The 16,739-nt window shown below is 35.7% G+C and carries 15 protein-coding genes; 10 read left to right on the forward strand and 5 right to left on the reverse strand.

The genetic code is table 11. The features are described 5' to 3' along the window. Positions 1-1,230, reverse strand: coding sequence for a metallophosphoesterase family protein (locus tag ACFS6I_RS08925; RefSeq protein ID WP_380919766.1), 1,230 nt, complete (start codon positions 1,228-1,230; stop codon positions 1-3). 165 nt (positions 1,231-1,395) lie between these two features. On the opposite strand from ACFS6I_RS08925, the gene ACFS6I_RS08930 reads away from it, so the two are divergent. Both ACFS6I_RS08930 and ACFS6I_RS08935 read left to right on the forward strand, forming a co-directional pair. Continuing rightward, positions 1,396-2,076 (forward strand): carboxylesterase family protein, encoded by a 681-nt coding sequence (locus tag ACFS6I_RS08930; protein ID WP_380919768.1) that lies wholly within the window; start codon positions 1,396-1,398, stop codon positions 2,074-2,076. A 323-nt stretch (positions 2,077-2,399) separates the two neighbouring features. Next, positions 2,400-5,651 carry a TonB-dependent receptor gene (locus tag ACFS6I_RS08935; protein WP_380919770.1) on the forward strand — a complete coding sequence of 1,084 codons (3,252 nt, stop codon included), beginning with the start codon at positions 2,400-2,402 and terminating at the stop codon, positions 5,649-5,651. 478 nt (positions 5,652-6,129) lie between these two features. Here the strand turns inward: ACFS6I_RS08935 and lgt are convergent, their stop codons facing one another. Beyond that, positions 6,130-6,954, reverse strand: coding sequence for a prolipoprotein diacylglyceryl transferase (gene lgt, locus ACFS6I_RS08940; RefSeq protein WP_168126601.1), 825 nt, complete (start codon positions 6,952-6,954; stop codon positions 6,130-6,132). Between the two features lie 189 nt (positions 6,955-7,143). Here lgt and ACFS6I_RS08945 point away from each other — a divergent pair, with 189 nt between their 5' ends. From ACFS6I_RS08945 to ACFS6I_RS08955, 3 genes are all read left to right on the forward strand, one after another. Continuing rightward, positions 7,144-8,259 (forward strand): M42 family metallopeptidase, encoded by a 1,116-nt coding sequence (locus ACFS6I_RS08945; RefSeq protein WP_380919773.1) that lies wholly within the window; start codon positions 7,144-7,146, stop codon positions 8,257-8,259. A 37-nt stretch (positions 8,260-8,296) separates the two neighbouring features. Further along, on the forward strand, positions 8,297-8,626 hold the full coding sequence (locus ACFS6I_RS08950; RefSeq protein ID WP_021188225.1) for a DUF3467 domain-containing protein: 330 nt from the start codon (positions 8,297-8,299) through the stop codon (positions 8,624-8,626). Positions 8,627-8,768: 142 nt separating this feature from the next. Beyond that, positions 8,769-10,277 (forward strand): carbon-nitrogen hydrolase family protein, encoded by a 1,509-nt coding sequence (locus ACFS6I_RS08955; protein WP_132768247.1) that lies wholly within the window; start codon positions 8,769-8,771, stop codon positions 10,275-10,277. 61 nt (positions 10,278-10,338) lie between these two features. On the opposite strand, the gene ACFS6I_RS08960 is transcribed toward ACFS6I_RS08955, so the two are convergent. Together ACFS6I_RS08960 and ACFS6I_RS08965 are read right to left on the reverse strand one after the other, a co-directional pair. Continuing rightward, entirely contained in the window at positions 10,339-10,788 is a 450-nt protein-coding gene (locus tag ACFS6I_RS08960; RefSeq protein ID WP_021188224.1) for a cold-shock protein, read from the reverse strand. Positions 10,789-11,002: 214 nt separating this feature from the next. Next, on the reverse strand, positions 11,003-11,569 hold the full coding sequence (locus ACFS6I_RS08965) for a YqgE/AlgH family protein (RefSeq protein WP_021188223.1): 567 nt from the start codon (positions 11,567-11,569) through the stop codon (positions 11,003-11,005). Positions 11,570-11,698: 129 nt separating this feature from the next. On the opposite strand from ACFS6I_RS08965, the gene pdxH reads away from it, so the two are divergent. From pdxH to ruvB, 5 genes are all read left to right on the forward strand, one after another. Next, positions 11,699-12,352 (forward strand): pyridoxamine 5'-phosphate oxidase, encoded by a 654-nt coding sequence (pdxH, locus tag ACFS6I_RS08970; protein ID WP_380919777.1) that lies wholly within the window; start codon positions 11,699-11,701, stop codon positions 12,350-12,352. Positions 12,353-12,355: 3 nt separating this feature from the next. Next, positions 12,356-12,847, forward strand: a complete 492-nt coding sequence (locus tag ACFS6I_RS08975; RefSeq protein WP_168126598.1) for an NADH-quinone oxidoreductase subunit C — start codon at positions 12,356-12,358, stop codon at positions 12,845-12,847. Between the two features lie 24 nt (positions 12,848-12,871). Then, entirely contained in the window at positions 12,872-14,068 is a 1,197-nt protein-coding gene (locus tag ACFS6I_RS08980) for an NADH-quinone oxidoreductase subunit D (protein ID WP_132768242.1), read from the forward strand. Between the two features lie 239 nt (positions 14,069-14,307). Then, a complete protein-coding gene (locus ACFS6I_RS08985) occupies positions 14,308-15,033 on the forward strand; it encodes a polyprenol monophosphomannose synthase (RefSeq protein WP_132768240.1) in 726 nt (241 codons plus the stop codon). 21 nt (positions 15,034-15,054) lie between these two features. Further along, positions 15,055-16,077 carry a Holliday junction branch migration DNA helicase RuvB gene (ruvB, locus tag ACFS6I_RS08990; protein ID WP_021188218.1) on the forward strand — a complete coding sequence of 341 codons (1,023 nt, stop codon included), beginning with the start codon at positions 15,055-15,057 and terminating at the stop codon, positions 16,075-16,077. A 107-nt stretch (positions 16,078-16,184) separates the two neighbouring features. Here ruvB and ACFS6I_RS08995 read toward each other — a convergent pair whose 3' ends face one another. After that, complete coding sequence (locus ACFS6I_RS08995) at positions 16,185-16,736, reverse strand: hypothetical protein (RefSeq protein ID WP_380919780.1); 552 nt, start codon at positions 16,734-16,736, stop codon at positions 16,185-16,187. Positions 16,737-16,739 lie beyond the last annotated feature (3 nt).

The following is a 16,739-nucleotide window of genomic DNA, read 5'->3' on the forward strand; positions in this document are numbered from 1 at the left end:
TTAATTCTCCTTTTCAGTTTGAGTACCCAGAACTTCGTTAAATAGCGCTATCAATTCCTCCGATGGAGATTGGTCATTATTTCGATATCGGAAGTAATCAGAGAAATTTTCGTTAATACTTTTACTTCTTCTGGATATGGGTTCGTTTTGATAGGTAGCACTACTGTTTACTTCAGGAATGATATAGATAATACCCGGGTGGCTATCTTCAATACGTTTCTTTTCACCTTGTGTTAAAGATGTTTCTGAAACAAGTGTTAGTTCAACTAAACAATCTTGATTCACTGTAAGCCAATCAATAGCATCTGTAACAGAATGAAATTTTTTTCGTATTAATTTTTTTCCAGATTGGATGTTGATCGCTTTATAGACCGCCTCTTTGTGTGGCTCCAGCGTTACAATCACCACTTTTTTATCTTGCCCTGCTTCGGAAAAAGAATAGCAAAGTGGACTACTCGAATAGATAACTGGTGCAAGATGTCCCCCCACTTCTTGGTAGCGATGCAGGTGACCTAAAGCTGTATATTGAATTTGAGGAGGAATACATTCCGTATAAACAGTATCTGCAAAACCAATACGCAAAGGTTTTTCGCCGTCTGGCTCCTCTAATACAGGACCTCCCTTTTTATTCATGTATAGATGTGAAACCAAAATATTAGCGCCTTGATCATCGCAGTATAAATCGGCCAGCGAACTCCATTTTTTACTTAAAACTTCATTGAGCCCGATCTGTTCATCTTCACCAAGATATTCTTTAAGTCGATGTTCGTTAGCAAAGGCAGTTATAAGGAGACGAATTGGGAAATCATGACCTGGAAGCTTGATTTCAAGAAAACCGATATCTCCTTTAGTAATTTCAAATCCGCCCTCAACCTGATAAGGATTAAATTTCATGTTGGGTTTACCCGCGAAAATAATTCCGCAATCTCTCGCAAGGCTATCAGGAGCATCTACACGATCCGGTGAATCGTGATTCCCGGCAATGGCAATGACAGGTCTGGAACCATTTTTCGTTAAGCGTTTAAGGGTTTTATAAAGGAGTTCAATAGCTTCGACAGGTGGATTGAACGCATCGAACAGATCTCCAGCGACAATAACAAGATCAACTTGTTCTTGATCTGCTATCTGAACAATTTCATCCAGTACTTCTTTTTGTTCATCAAATCTGGAGAAATAATCCAATCGTTTACCCAAATGCCAATCGGCTGTATGTAAAATTTTTAGCGACATGTTTTACTTGTGAAAACTTAAAATTACCTCGAATTTTCTATAAAAAAGAAGTTAATTAATATTAATATCTATTTTGCTGATTCAGAATAAAATGTATTTTTGTTTCTTATGCATACGATAAACAATTCTCATAAACGTAATTTTTGGCTTTTAGGTATTATTTTCATGCTAATCGGTAGCATCTGGAATAATGAAGTATATGCCCAACTAAAGGCGATTAAAGGGGAGACGACCTATCCTTTTTTATTGAATTTACCAGAAGAAGAACAGATCGATAACCTCTCAGGTGATAAACAACCCGTTTTGATATTTCTTCACGGAAGGAGTCTGTCGGGTACAAATCTTGATCGTGTTAAACGATATGGAGTACTTTATGCGATGAATAAAGGTCAGGAGGTTCCTGGTATCGTAATCGCTCCACAGTCACGAGGCGGATGGGATCCTGATAAAGTAATTGAGATTGTGGATTATGCTATAGAACATTATAATGCCGACCCCGATCGGATATATATTTGCGGAATGAGTATGGGCGGATATGGTACTATGGATGTTGCAGGTAAATATCCAGATCGTATCGCAGCGGCAGTAGCTATATGTGGAGGTGGAAGTGTTAAGTATGCCGACAACCTAAGTCAGGTACCACTCTGGGTACAACATGGAAATCGTGACCGTGCTGTACCCATGTCAGAATCAAAAAAAATAGTCAATGCAATTAAGAAAGCAGATCCTGAAGCTGATGTAACGTTGACTATAATTCCAGGTGGTACACATGGGAGTGTGGAACGCCTTTTTCATCAAGATGAAATTTACGAATGGCTGTTCAAGCATACGAGGAAGGGATCCTAAACACATAACTTGTTTTTTTGTTTTATTTAGAGATTAATATTACAAAACAGGTAAACTTTCAAAATTATTTTGCTCCAAAATGATCCATTATGACAATCGATTGCATTGTCTTTTTTGCAATTATTGAATGTATCAATTATAATAATTATAAAAACGAATGTTAATTTTTGTTAAAATTCTCAATTTATCAATTATTACTTATTTAAATAAAAAAGCATCCAATTGAAGACTCTTGTTATGAGTAGGTTAAGTTTTTGTTAAGTGCTTTCAATGTTAAATTCTCTTTATACTTTTGAGGCATATTTATAACAAAAATTTTCTTTATGAAAAGACCTTTACTCTTTTTTGCACTTGTATTAGCAAGTTATGGCACTATTCACGCTCAAGTAACAACAAGTAGCATGACTGGTTTAGTAACACAATCTGGTGGTCAAATTACTTCTGGAGCCACCATTAAAGCAGTCCATGTACCATCAGGAACAGCGTACACTGGATCTTCAAATTCAGCCGGTCGTTTTAATCTTCCTGCAATGCGTGTAGGAGGTCCTTACAAGGTAGAAATTACCTATGTAGGACAACAACCGATCGTTTATAATGATGTTTATATTCAATTGGGACAACCGTACATTATTAACGGTAAATTTGGTTCAGGCGAAACTATGCTTGATGAAGTTGCTGTTACAAGGACTAAAGGATCAAAAAACTTAAAAACTGGTGCCGAAACGTCTATTTCTAGAAAACAGTTAGAAAATTTACCTACTGTTTCACGCTCAATTGAAGATTTTACAAGATTGACACCACAAGCTGATGTAAAAGGACAATCGGTATCCATCGGTGGTATGAATAATAGGTTCAATCAGTTCACTATCGATGGAGCAGTTACGAATGATGTTTTTGGACTTAACTCAAATGGATTAAATGGAGGAGGAAGTGGTACCAATCCGATCTCTTTAGATGCCATTGAGCAGATGTCTGTTCAGGTGGCACCATTTGATGTTCGCTCAAGCGGATTTGCAGGGGGAGGGATTTCAGCGGTTACTAAGTCTGGAACCAATCAATTTCAAGGTTCAGTTTACCATTATTTTAGAAATCAAAGCTTAACAGGGAAAACTCCAAATGCTTTGCTAAAAGATAATGAAAAGGGGACAAGATTAGCTGATTTTTCTGAGAAAACTTATGGAGTACGTCTTGGAGGACCAATAGTTAAAGACAAATTATTCTTCTTTGTGAACTATGAGCATACAAAAAGCAAAACTCCAGAAAATTTTCAAGTTGGTTCAACCGGATCGAATTTACTAGAAGCCGATGCGCAACGTATTTATGATATTGCTCGGAATAAATATGGTTATGATGCAGGTTCTTTTACAGACCTAGTAGATGAGAATAAGTCCAATAAAATAATGACACGTTTGGACTGGAATATTGATGAAAAAAACAAACTTTCATTAAGATACAACTACGTAGACGGTACAGATGTTGGCAATACTCGAACAGCTACATCATTGACATTTGGTAATGGTGCTATATTAAAAGATTTTAAATCTAATGCCCTTACTTTAGAGTTAAGTAGCCGCATCAGTAATTCTTTAGCAAATAGTTTTATTGCAGGTTATTCACGAGTGAGAGATGCGAGAAGTTATAAGAATCCCTTATTTCCGAATGTTCGCATAAATGTCCCTAGACAAATTGATGTAAATGGAAAACCTACAACAGTAACAGGTAATTACTATTTGGGTACAGATCCATTTAGTAATATCAACCAATTGGATCAGGATGTCTACACATTATCTAATAATTTGACTTGGTATAAAGGACTTCACACTTTTACATTTGGTACACATAATGAATTCTACAAGATGTATAATGCTTATACAGGAAATTCGAATGGAGCATTTGTTTTCAGTGATTCTAAAGTAGGAGATGTAAATCCTGCAACAGGAAAACCGTATACAGCAATTGAGAATTTTGAACGTGGCATGGCCAATAGCATGCAATTCAGCTATAGTAATACTGATGATCCTCGCCAGGGTGCCAAATTCAATGCAGTTCAATTGGGATTCTATGTTCAAGATGAATTTCAAATGCAGGATAATTTAAAAATTACTGCAGGTGTACGTGTAGATATTCCAATTTATTTGGATAAACCATTGGAAAATACCGATTTTAACAATTCTATCCTAGCTAAGCAGTACGATGTTCAAACCAACCGCATGCCACGTCCTGCCTTGATGTTTTCTCCTAGAATAGGTTTTAACTGGGATGTGAATAGAGATCGCTCTACCATAGTACGTGGAGGAATGGGGATATTTACCTCTCGCGTTCCATTTGTATGGGCAGCAGGTGCCTTTACGCAAAGTGGAGCATTACTAGGTGGTAATAATCTTGGTAACGGTACCGATGCTAATGTTCCGTTTATTAGTGATGTCAATAAATTGCCTAAATATCAAGGAACTGTTACTCCATCCGGAAATATCACGGTACTTGACCGTAATTTAAAATTACCGCAGATTGCCCGCTTCTCAGGAGGAATAGATCAAGTGTTACCATATGGAATTAAGGGAACATTAGAATTTATATACTCAAAGAATTTAAGTGCATTTAATTTTAGGGATTTAAATTTAGAGAGACCAATTGGAACATTAGAAGGAGCGGATAACCGTCTCGTGTATGATGCCAATAATAATAACCGTCGTGTATTAGATAACTACAGTGAAGTTATCTATGTGAATAATGTTAATAAGGGCTATTCTTGGTCTACTACTGCGTCATTATCGAAAAGTTTCTTGTTCGGCTTAGATGCATCAGTAGCATATACCTATACAGCAGCGAAGGATTTAATTTCCGGAACTTCCTCTCAGAATCAATCAAATTGGTACCGGGTTGCTTCAGTAAATGGTTCAAATAATGTGACTCTTGCACACAATCCATTCAGTACAGGAAGTCGCGTGATAGGCTTTTTATCGTTCTCGAAAGAATATCTAAAACATCTAGGAACATCAGTATCTTTGGTTTATACAGGACAGTCAGGAGCTAGATTTTCTTATTTAGCAGGGGGTAACTTAACAGGTTACGCATCTTCTACAAGTAATCAGTTTAACTTAATGTATATCCCTAAAAATCAATCTGAGATCACGTTTGTTCAAAATGGAGAGCAAACTCCACAGCAACAATGGGATGCGTTCAATGGCTTTATTGAATCAAATGATTATTTAAAATCCAGGAGAGGTCAATATGCCGAGAGAAATGCAGCTAGAACACCTTTCTCTCATAAATTTGATTTAAAGATCGTTCAAGACTTATTTACCAATATTGGTAGTACAAAAAATAAATTACAGCTATCAGTTGATATCATGAATGTTGGGAACTTATTAAATAATGATTGGGGACAACAGTATACTGGATCTACCAGCTTCTGGGATAATAGCTTTGTACCAATTACATTCGCTGGATATGAGGGGACCACTAAGAAACCTACGTATAGATTAGCGAACGTTAATGGTAATGTACCTTATTATGTTCAAGATCTTTCTTCTAGATGGTCTGCTCAAGTTGGTATTCGTTATATCTTTAACTAATATAGGATCAAATTCTAAATAGCTTGAACTATATTTAACAATAAAAATCCTTATCTGTTTACTCAGATGGGGATTTTTTTTAGTACTATAACAATATTATTAAAACAGGATGATTTCATTTTAGCCGATTTTTTTGTTTGCTTTTCACTGTAAATTACAGCAACTGTTATTATTAAATTAAAGTCTTCTTTTGGTTTTATTAAAATATTTAAATCAGCATTGACATATTTTAGCCAAAAATAGAGGGGATAGATTGTGTTTTACCTGGATGATGTCTCTAAAATTTAACAAGCATTTGTCAACGAATATAGTAGTAGAACAGTTTAACGCACTAGTACGATCAAACGATGGCTATAGTATATTGTAGACAAGTTAAATTTTAGAAAAGAAGCAATCACAAAAGGTATAACTTCCACATAAAAAAAGCTCAGCACATCCTATGCTAAGCTTTTTTATATCAATCTTAAAGATCCTCTAATTAACGTTTTACTTCTTTAGGCTTTCTAAACATAAAATAAAGTCCACCTAATATAAAAGGAATACTTAGGAGCTGTCCCATATTTAAAGCCATTCCTTGTTCAAATGCTTCCTGGTCAATTTTGAAACTTTCGAGGTAAAGTCGAGCAGAAAAAAGTAAGACAAAAAAGAGTCCCATTAATGCACCAGGTTTTTGCAACTTTTTATTTTTGAATAAGTAAACAATAATAAAGAAGATGATGATATAGGCAATAGCTTCATAAAGTTGTCCTGGGTGACGAGGCACTTGATCTACATGATCAAAAACAATCGCCCATGGTTTATCGGTAGGCGTACCAATAATCTCCGAATTGAAAAAGTTACCCAAACGGATGAAGGCTCCTGCAATTGGTACAACCACTACAAGGCGGTCTGCCAGCCAAAGAAAGTTTGTTTTCGTTTTTCTGCAGAATAAGTATAATGCGACCAATATACCTATCGCGCCACCATGACTAGCTAAACCTGCAAATCCAGTCATTTGAAATTGACCATTTACAAATTTAAATGGTAATACCATTTCCCATAAATGATCTTTATAATAATCAAATTCATAAAATAGACAATGTCCTAATCTAGCGCCAATTAAAGTTCCTAGAAAGATATAAATACTCAATTGATCCAATAATTCTTGACTCTTATTTTCATTTCTGAATATTTTAAGCATGATCATATACGATACCGCAAACGCCGCTAACCAGCATAAAGCATAGTAACGAAGACCAAAAGTGCCAATTTTAAATATTTCAGGATCTAAATTCCAATGTATGACGCTGAATAAATTCTCCATATTGTCTATTAATTTTTTTACAAGCGTAAATATAATGTTTAAAATCATTTTCAGCTCATGATTGCATCGGAATAAAGCTAAAAAAGCAAGAAAAGTGCCCAATATGGGCACAGATGAAATAAATTCAATTTTTACTTTTGTGGTTACTATAATTTTTCATAATTTGACATCGGAAATAAAATTAGGAGCATGGCAGACAAGAAGAAGAATGAAAATAAACATATTTCAATAGTAACAAAGGACTCGATTTCTTTTTTTGAAAAATATATTAATAATCCGTCACCAACTGGATTTGAATGGGATGGACAGCGTTTATGGTTAGATTATTTAAAGCCATATGTGGACGAAACATTCACGGATAACTATGGTACTGCTGTAGGAGTTATCAATCCAGAAGCTGACTATAAAGTTGTTATAGAAGCACATGCTGATGAGATCTCCTGGTTCGTTAACTATATCACGAAGGACGGTTTAATTTATGTGATTCGCAATGGTGGTTCCGACCACCAGATCGCACCATCTAAAAAAGTAAATATCCATACTGATAAAGGTATTGTAAAGGCGGTATTCGGTTGGCCAGCAATACATACACGTTCAGGAGAGAAAGAAGAAGCACCTACATTAAAAAATATCTTTTTAGATTGTGGTTGTATTTCCAAAGACGAAGTAGAGGCTTTGGGTATTCATGTAGGTTGTGTTATTACTTATGAAGATGAGTTCAGCATCCTTAATGACCGCTATTATGTAGGTCGTGCTATGGACAACCGTGCTGGTGGTTTTATGATAGCTGAAGTAGCACGTTTACTCAAAGAAAATAAAAAGAAATTACCATTTGGTTTATATATCGTAAACTCTGTTCAAGAGGAAATCGGTCTACGTGGAGCTGAAATGATTGCACAGCGTATCAAACCTAATGTTGCGATCGTTACAGATGTGACGCATGATACTCAGACTCCGATGATTAACAAGATTACGCAGGGTGATTTATCATCTGGAGGAGGACCTGTATTATCTTATGCTCCGGCAGTTCAGATTAATTTAAACAAATTATTGGTTCAGGTAGCAGAAAAAAATGCAATTCCTTTCCAACGTCAAGCATCATCACGTTCTACAGGTACCGATACCGATGCGTTTGCATACAGTAATGGAGGTGTGCCATCTGCATTGATTTCATTACCTTTACGCTACATGCATACTACTGTAGAGATGGTGCACAAAGAAGATGTCGACAATGTCATCCGCCTGATCTATGAAACATTATTGAATATTGAAGCAGGACAGGACTTTAGAACTTTTAGCAAATAATAAGAATAACATATATTAAATACTTATAATAAATTTTATGGAAAATAATCAAAATCAAAACGAATTGAGTATCGAGTTGACAGAAGAAGTAGCAGAAGGAATCTACTCAAATCTAGCGATCATTACACATTCAAACACAGAGTTTGTGATTGACTTCGTACGTGTAATGCCAGGTGTGCCGAAAGCTAAAGTGAAATCTAGAATCGTTTTGACACCAGAACATGCTAAACGTTTGTTAGGTGCATTACAGGATAATGTTATTCGCTTTGACGCTATTGCTGCTGGAAACCAAACTGCTGATGCAGAAGTAATCGGTGGTGATCCAACTGTTGCGTTCCCATTTGGTGGAACAACTGGTCAAGCGTAATTTTTCGCATTGTAAAATGCAATAAATAAGCTTCTACAAAAGAGCTAAAGCCGTAGGTTTTAGCTCTTTTTCTTTTATATCGCATGAACTGTGCTTTTAGGCTTGAATTTTGTTTAAATTTAGATAACTAAAATTATATTATATGGATATTCAAGTCAGGAACTTGACGAAGAAAGATTATGTTGATTTGAGAAGGTCAATGACCGAAGCTTACCAAGGAGTAGGAGATGTCTGGACAAGAGAAAATATTGTCGATTTAATCGATATGTTTCCTGAAGGACAATTATGTGTAGAAATCGACGGTCATGTCGTAGCTTGCGCACTTTCCATCATTTTAAACTCAAAAAAAAGTAATATATACGATAGTTATTATGAAATTATTGATGACGGAAAATTTTCAAAACATACCAGCGATGGCGACACACTCTATGGTATAGAAGTCTTTGTACATCCAGATCATCGTGCACTGAGGTTAGGAAGGCGCTTATATGATGCACGTAAAGAACTGTGTGAGCAGATGAATTTAAAATCTATCGTAGCAGGAGGAAGGATCCCCAATTATCACAATTATTCAGATAAAATGAGTCCAAGGACATATATTGAAAAAGTAAAACGTAAAGAAATTTTCGATCCAACGTTAACCTTTCAATTGTCCAATGATTTTCATGTCAAAAAGATATTGAAGCATTACCTTCCCGAAGATTCAGAATCGATGGAGTTTGCAACCCTATTGGAGTGGAATAATATCTATTACGAATCAGAAACACGTTCTATTTCTACCACCAAACAAACCATTCGATTAGGTTTAGTACAATGGCAAATGCGTTTATTTGACAATATTGATGCCTTTTTTGATCAAATTGAATTCTTTGTTGATACCGTGAGCGATTATGGAACAGATTTTATTATGTTTCCAGAATTTTTCAATTCACCGTTAATGAGTCCGTATAATGAATTGCCCGAAAGGTTGGCAATGGAGAAACTAGCGGAGAAGACATCAGAAATTATTGATAAAATCCAACAATTTGCTGTTTCCTATAATGTCAATATCATTGCTGGCTCGATGCCCATTATGGAAAACAAGAAACTATATAATATATCTTACCTCTGTCATCGTAACGGTAAACTAGATTCATTTAAAAAGATTCACATTACTCCCAATGAAAGTAAATATTATGGGATGACCGGAGGTAATGAAGTGAAAGTATTTGATACAGATTGCGGGAAAGTAGGTTTACTGATTTGTTATGATGTTGAGTTTCCAGAATTGAGCCGTATTCTAGCCGATCAAGGAATGCAGATCTTATTTGTACCCTTTATGACAGACACACAGAATGGCTACATCCGTGTTAGAACCTGTGCACAGGCTCGCGCAATTGAGAATGAGTGTTATGTGGCTATTGCCGGATCTGTAGGAAATTTACCTCGGGTCAATAATATGGATATTCAATATTCACAATCGGCCGTATTTACACCTTCGGATTTTGCCTTTCCAAATAATGCGATAAAAGCAGAGGCTACGCCAAACACCGAGATGGTGCTAATTGCAGATGTCGATTTATATGCACTTCGTGACCTGCATGAATATGGAACCGTCAAGGTGATGAAGGATCGACGAAAGGATCTTTATGAAGTAAAATTGTTAAAATAACGATATTAAAAAAGGGATTTAATGAATTAAATCCCTTTTTTAATATCGTTAACCTTGAATGTTATTTTTGCAATTTAACATTTACGGCATTCATACCTTTCAATCCTTTTTCAGTTTCAAAAGTTACTTTGTCGTTTTCTTTAACAGCATCAATCAGACCATTAACGTGGAAAAATATTTTATCCTGAGTCTTGAGATCACGAATGAAACCAAAACCTTTATCTGTATTGTAAAAATTCACAATACCAGATTTGATTAAATCCTCAGGGTTTGCTTCATATTTAGCAGTTGATATCGCGATATCTTCTACGTTAATTTTTGTTTTTTTTGTTGGATCAGGAGGAGTAGAAGTTATATTTCCATATTCATCGACATAAACAAACATTTCTTCTAAACTTTTACCTTTATCGGTATTGTTTTTTCGTTCTTCTTTCTTTTGTTCCTTATCTTGTTTCTTTTTTAACTTTTTCTTCTCTTTTTCTTTTTTGCTAAAACTTTCTGAACTACTCATTTATTTATTTAAAATTAATATTAAACCATATTAAACTACTCAATTTATAGCAGTTTAAGTAAACAAAAGTCAGCGCATTAAATAAATTCAAAGGTGAAAGCCATATCTCGAATTAAGATAAAATTGATATGTTTTAAAACGTAAGGACTCTGCTTAATGACACAAATATACTAAAAAATAGTGAATATTATATATTATTCATAAAAATTACAATTTAATTTAGACTAGGAGACTGCGGAAAATTAACCACATGAGCATACTTGGGTCCCAGACTCATAACAGATTGTTTCCAAAGTAGTTCTGTGTCTTTTTCAAACACCAATCCCGTTGAAAACTTGTTCTGTACAGCCCAGCTATTTTCCTTAATTTCTTTATCTAACTGCTCTGGTTGCCAGCCCGAATAACCTAAGAAAAACTTGACTTCATCTTCTTTTATCTTATGATCATTAATAAGTGAAAATAGCAATTCTGGATCTCCGCCGAAATAGATATTTTCACGAATTTCGTCACCACTTAACAATAAGTCAAATCTTGAGTGGATAAAAAATACCTCGTTTTGTGCTACAGGTCCACCAATATGTAGTGGAAATGTGCAATTCGCTATTTTTTCAACCAAATCACCAATACAGCCAACAACCTTATGATTTAGAATAAATCCTAAAGTACCTTCTTTTTCATTATGATTACACAATAAAATCACAGATCTTTCGAAGTGCGGGTCGAGCATAAAAGGTTCAGATATTAATAAACAGCCAGCCTTTGGGTCAAGTTCGTTAAACATTGCGATACATATTAGACTTATTATACAATAAAATTAATGCCAAAGTCATTTTGCAGATTAATTTATACTAGATTAGTCGATAAAAATAAGTGAATTTAGTATGTTTGTGACATACAAAAAATCAAAGTCATGGCAATCGAACATAAAGATATTGCCGCTATTCGACAAGATTATGCATTAGGTAATCTGTGTGAAAGCGAAGTAAGCAATGATCCTTTAGTGCAATTTGAAAGATGGTTTAACGAAGCTGTTCATAGTGAGGTTCTTGAACCCAATGCAATGGTCTTATCAACCGTAGGAGAGTTTTCCCTACCTTCTTCCAGAATTGTTTTGCTTAAAGATCTTAAAGAGAACGGTTTTAGTTTTTTTACAAATTTTAATAGCCGTAAAGGAACAGAAATGGATGCTAATCCTCATGTTGCCGTACTATTTTTCTGGCCAGAATTGCAACGTCAGGTACGCATTGAAGGATTGATAGAAAAATTACCAATAGAAGACTCTGATGAATATTTTCAGTCAAGACCAAAAGGAAGCCGTATTGGCGCTATTGCTTCACCTCAAAGTGATACCATTCCAAACCGTACTTTTTTAGAAGAAAGAGTGGCAGGTCTAACAGAAGAATTTAAAGACCAGGAGCAAGTACCTCGTCCCGAATTTTGGGGAGGATACTTAATTAAACCACTATATATGGAGTTCTGGCAAGGGCGTTCAAGCCGCCTGCATGATCGGATTGCTTTTCAGAAAGTTTCAGATTCATGGAAAATAACCCGTTTAGCACCATAATATATGAATATACAGGAAATTTCAAAATCAATAATTGCGCAGTTCGGGGAAGAGGCTATCGAAAAGATTGAGGAATCGGGTTTGCAGTCTGCTTTATTTGTTAATATATCATTTCTAGAACAAATCTGTTACTACCTGAGGGATCAAGAAGGCTTCTATTTTGATTTTTTAAATAATATTGCGGCAGTTGATTTAGGTGATGCTGGATTTTTGGTAACTTATCATATGACCTCTATACCATACCAACATACTTTGGTGTTAAAAGTTGCCGTTGCTAATGATCGTGATTTACAGCAATTACCTGAAGTACCATCATTAGCCGCAGTATGGAAAACTGCAGATTGGCATGAAAGGGAAGCTTTTGATCTCATGGGTATATTTTTCACGAATCATCCTGATCTTAGACGTATTCTACTCCCTGATGACTGGGAAGGATACCCCTTAAGAAAGGATTATCAAGATCCTGAAAGTTATCATGGCATAGCAATTAAATAAAATAAGAACTGGATAACCAAAAATATGTCGCATACGAAGTATACTGCAGCTTTAGAAAAATACCAACAACATTTAGATAGCATTGGCTCTCAAGAAATGATTATTAATATGGGCCCGCAACATCCATCTACCCATGGCGTGCTTCGGCTTCAATTGATTACAGATGGAGAGCTTGTAAAAGAAGTCATTCCACATTTAGGCTATTTGCATCGCTGTTTTGATAAACATGCGGAATCAATGAATTATGGTAAAAGTATTCCATTTACAGATCGTCTGGATTATTTATCATCGATGAATAATAGCCATGCATTTGTAATGGGGGTAGAGCGCATGCTCGGTATCGACGATAAAATACCAAAAAGAGTTGAATATATACGTGTACTGGTCTGCGAATTAAATAGAATAGCATCGCACTTAATTGGTATCGGTACCTATGGAATTGATATAGGTGCATTTACGCCGTTTATGTGGTGTTTTAGAGATCGGGAGCATATTATGAATATGCTTGAATGGGTATCCGGTTCACGCATGCTCTATAACTACATTTGGGTTGGAGGCTTATTTTACGATTTACCGGTAGGTTTTGAAGAAAGGTGTGCTGAATTTGTAACTTATTTTAAACCAAAATTGGTCGAACTCGATGAATTGTTGACCGAGAACCAGATTTTCATATCCCGAACAGCAAATATTGGTGTGTTGCCTGCAGATGTCGCGATCAATTATGGTGTTTCTGGTCCGATGTTGAGAGCTTCAGGAATAAAATGGGATCTGAGAAGAATTGACGGTTATTCTGTTTATCCAGAAATTGATTTCGAAATCCCTGTTGGAAAAGGAGAGATGGGAGCGCTCGGAGATTGCTGGGACCGATACAAAATTCGGGTCGATGAAGTAAAAGAATCTGTTAAGATTATCGAACAATGCTTGGAAAGACTATTAAAAGAATTTCCGCGTACAGATACATTTGACCCAAGAGCACTTGTACCTAAAAAGGTAAATTTAAAAGCACAGGACTATTATGTAAGAGCAGAAAATCCGAAAGGTGAATTAGGATTTTACTTTGTAACACAAGAAAAAACAGACATACCTAAGCGTGTGAAAGCAAGAGGTCCGAGTTTTAACAATCTTTCCGTTTTACCTGAATTAGGAAAAGGAACCTTAATTGCGGACCTGATCGCTATATTGGGTTCTATGGACATCGTATTAGGTGAAGTCGATCGCTAATCGCTGTATTTGTAATTTTTGTGTTATCAAGACGCATCAACCCGCAAATTAGTTTGGTTTACCATTCCTTTATCCTATATTTGTAGTCTCATAATTTAAGTTTATAATTGGTTAATAAAAGTCTGCTATTGCAAAATAGTGGACTTTTTTATTTTGCAGAACACCTCATTATACCAATTAAACGCACGTCAAAATCCCAATAAAATTAGTAACTTTACCACACACAAAATGTTTTTAAAGTGGCCGATAGTTTAGTTATCATACCTACATATAACGAGAAAGAGAATATTGAAAAAATAATTCGCAAAGTATGCTCACTCTCAGTACCTTTTCATATTTTAATCGTTGATGATGGTTCTCCAGATGGGACTGCACAAATCGTAAAATCGCTTGAAGCGGAATTCAGAGGACGTTTGTTCATTGAGGAACGCAAAGGGAAATTAGGACTTGGCACTGCTTATATCCATGGTTTTAAATGGGCATTAGCACGAGAATATGAGTTTATTTTTGAAATGGACGCAGATTTTAGCCATAATCCTGAAGATCTAATTCGTTTAAGACAAAGTTGCTTAGATGGTGCAGATATGAGTATCGGATCTCGTTATATCAAAGGGGTCAATGTCGTTAATTGGCCGATGAATAGGGTTTTGATGTCCTATTTCGCATCTGTTTATGTACGGTTTATCACCGGAATCAATATCCAAGATGCTACAGCCGGTTTTGTGTGTTTTAGAAGGAAAGTTCTTGAGCGTATACCGCTTGATAAAATTCGATTTGTGGGCTATGCCTTTCAGATAGAAATGAAATTTACGGCGATACAATATAAGTTTAATGTGGTCGAAGTACCGATTATTTTTACAGACCGGACAGAAGGTACTTCAAAAATGAGTACCAGTATTTTTAAAGAAGCTTTTTTTGGTGTTATTCAACTAAAGATTTCAAGTTGGACGCGAAAGTATAATTAAATTGAAGAAAGGAAAGCGTAAATGAATGAACACTTAGATCCAAATGCGGAAAACTTAAGTCATACAGACAGAGACATTGAACGTGTATTACGACCTCAGGCTTTTGAGGACTTTACGGGACAGGAGAAAATTTTAGAGAATCTTAATATTTTTGTTAAGGCTGCAAAATTAAGAGGTGAGTCTTTGGATCATGTATTACTTCATGGCCCCCCAGGATTGGGTAAAACGACACTTTCCAATATTATCGCCAATGAGATGGGAGTAGGTATTAAAATTACTTCAGGACCCGTTCTGGATAAACCCGGTGACCTGGCTGGACTACTGACCAATCTTGAAGAGGGTGACGTCTTATTTATAGATGAAATCCACCGGTTAAGCCCGATTGTTGAAGAATACCTCTATTCAGCAATGGAAGACTTCAAGATCGATATCATGTTGGAGACCGGACCAAATGCAAGATCTGTGCAAATATCGCTTAACCCATTCACCTTAATTGGAGCAACAACACGTTCAGGACTATTAACATCTCCATTACGTGCGCGATTTGGGATTAATGCGCGATTACAATATTACGACGTTAAGTTATTGACCACCATAGTACTGAGATCTGCAGATATCCTAAAAACACCCATTACAGATGAAGGTGCCTATGAAATTGCAAGAAGAAGCAGAGGAACACCGCGTATAGCCAATGCCCTGTTGAGAAGAACACGGGATTTTGCACAAATAAAAGGAACAGGTTCTATTGAGCGAGAGATAGCAAAATATGCACTTAATGCCCTAAACGTGGATGAAAATGGTTTAGATGAAATGGATAATCGTATTCTGACCACCATCATAGATAAATTTAAAGGAGGTCCTGTTGGTTTAAAAACCATTGCTACTGCCGTAGGAGAAGATGAAGGTACAATTGAAGAAGTTTATGAACCTTTTCTTATTCAAGAAGGTTATTTAATGCGGACTTCGAGAGGGAGAGAATGTACTGAAGCTGCTTTTAGACACCTAGGGCGAGCATATTCACATAAAGGTAATACACTATTTTAGTGCTAGAGTTATCTGAAAAATAGTAATTAAATGCTATGATGATGGTGGACATCTCTTAAATCTTGAAGATAAGAGAGCGAAAGCAGGTCATAGCATTTTAGTTTAACCTATTTGATGTACTTTTTCAAAATTTTCAAACTCCTGCTTTTAATCGCTGGAGTAGGATTTATTCTCAATAAATATTCGACCTGTGCATAAAGTTCTTCTTTAACCCACGCATATTTTCCACTCATTTGATCTAAAATATCCATGCAATTTGCAGCTACAGCAACCGGACAACTTGGATCAGTTAACCATTTGAAAGAGACGTCAATTATACAATCATATTCTTCATCAGACAAATGGATATGATTTACTTTTGGAGAGGTGATGTACATGATTACTTTGCTATAACTTCTAGCGCAGCTCCAATTATTTAAATCTGTCAGATTTTTAATCAGCATTTGGCAGTTACGCTTGTCAAGCAAGGCTTTATCTTTTAAAACAATGGTCTCAAACATCCAGGCGCTTCTAAAGGCAAGTTGCTTATCCACTTCATATGTAGACAGCGCCAAAAGATCAAGTAAAGATAATCCTTGTAAAATATCCAAAGAAAAATCCGCTACCTGATACTGAGTATAGATAGCGGAAAAAATTTCTAATTTTTGTTTTGTAATCATTGA

The sequence above is a fragment of the Sphingobacterium anhuiense genome, from assembly GCF_042686355.1.
GTDB classification, from domain to species: domain Bacteria; phylum Bacteroidota; class Bacteroidia; order Sphingobacteriales; family Sphingobacteriaceae; genus Sphingobacterium; species Sphingobacterium anhuiense.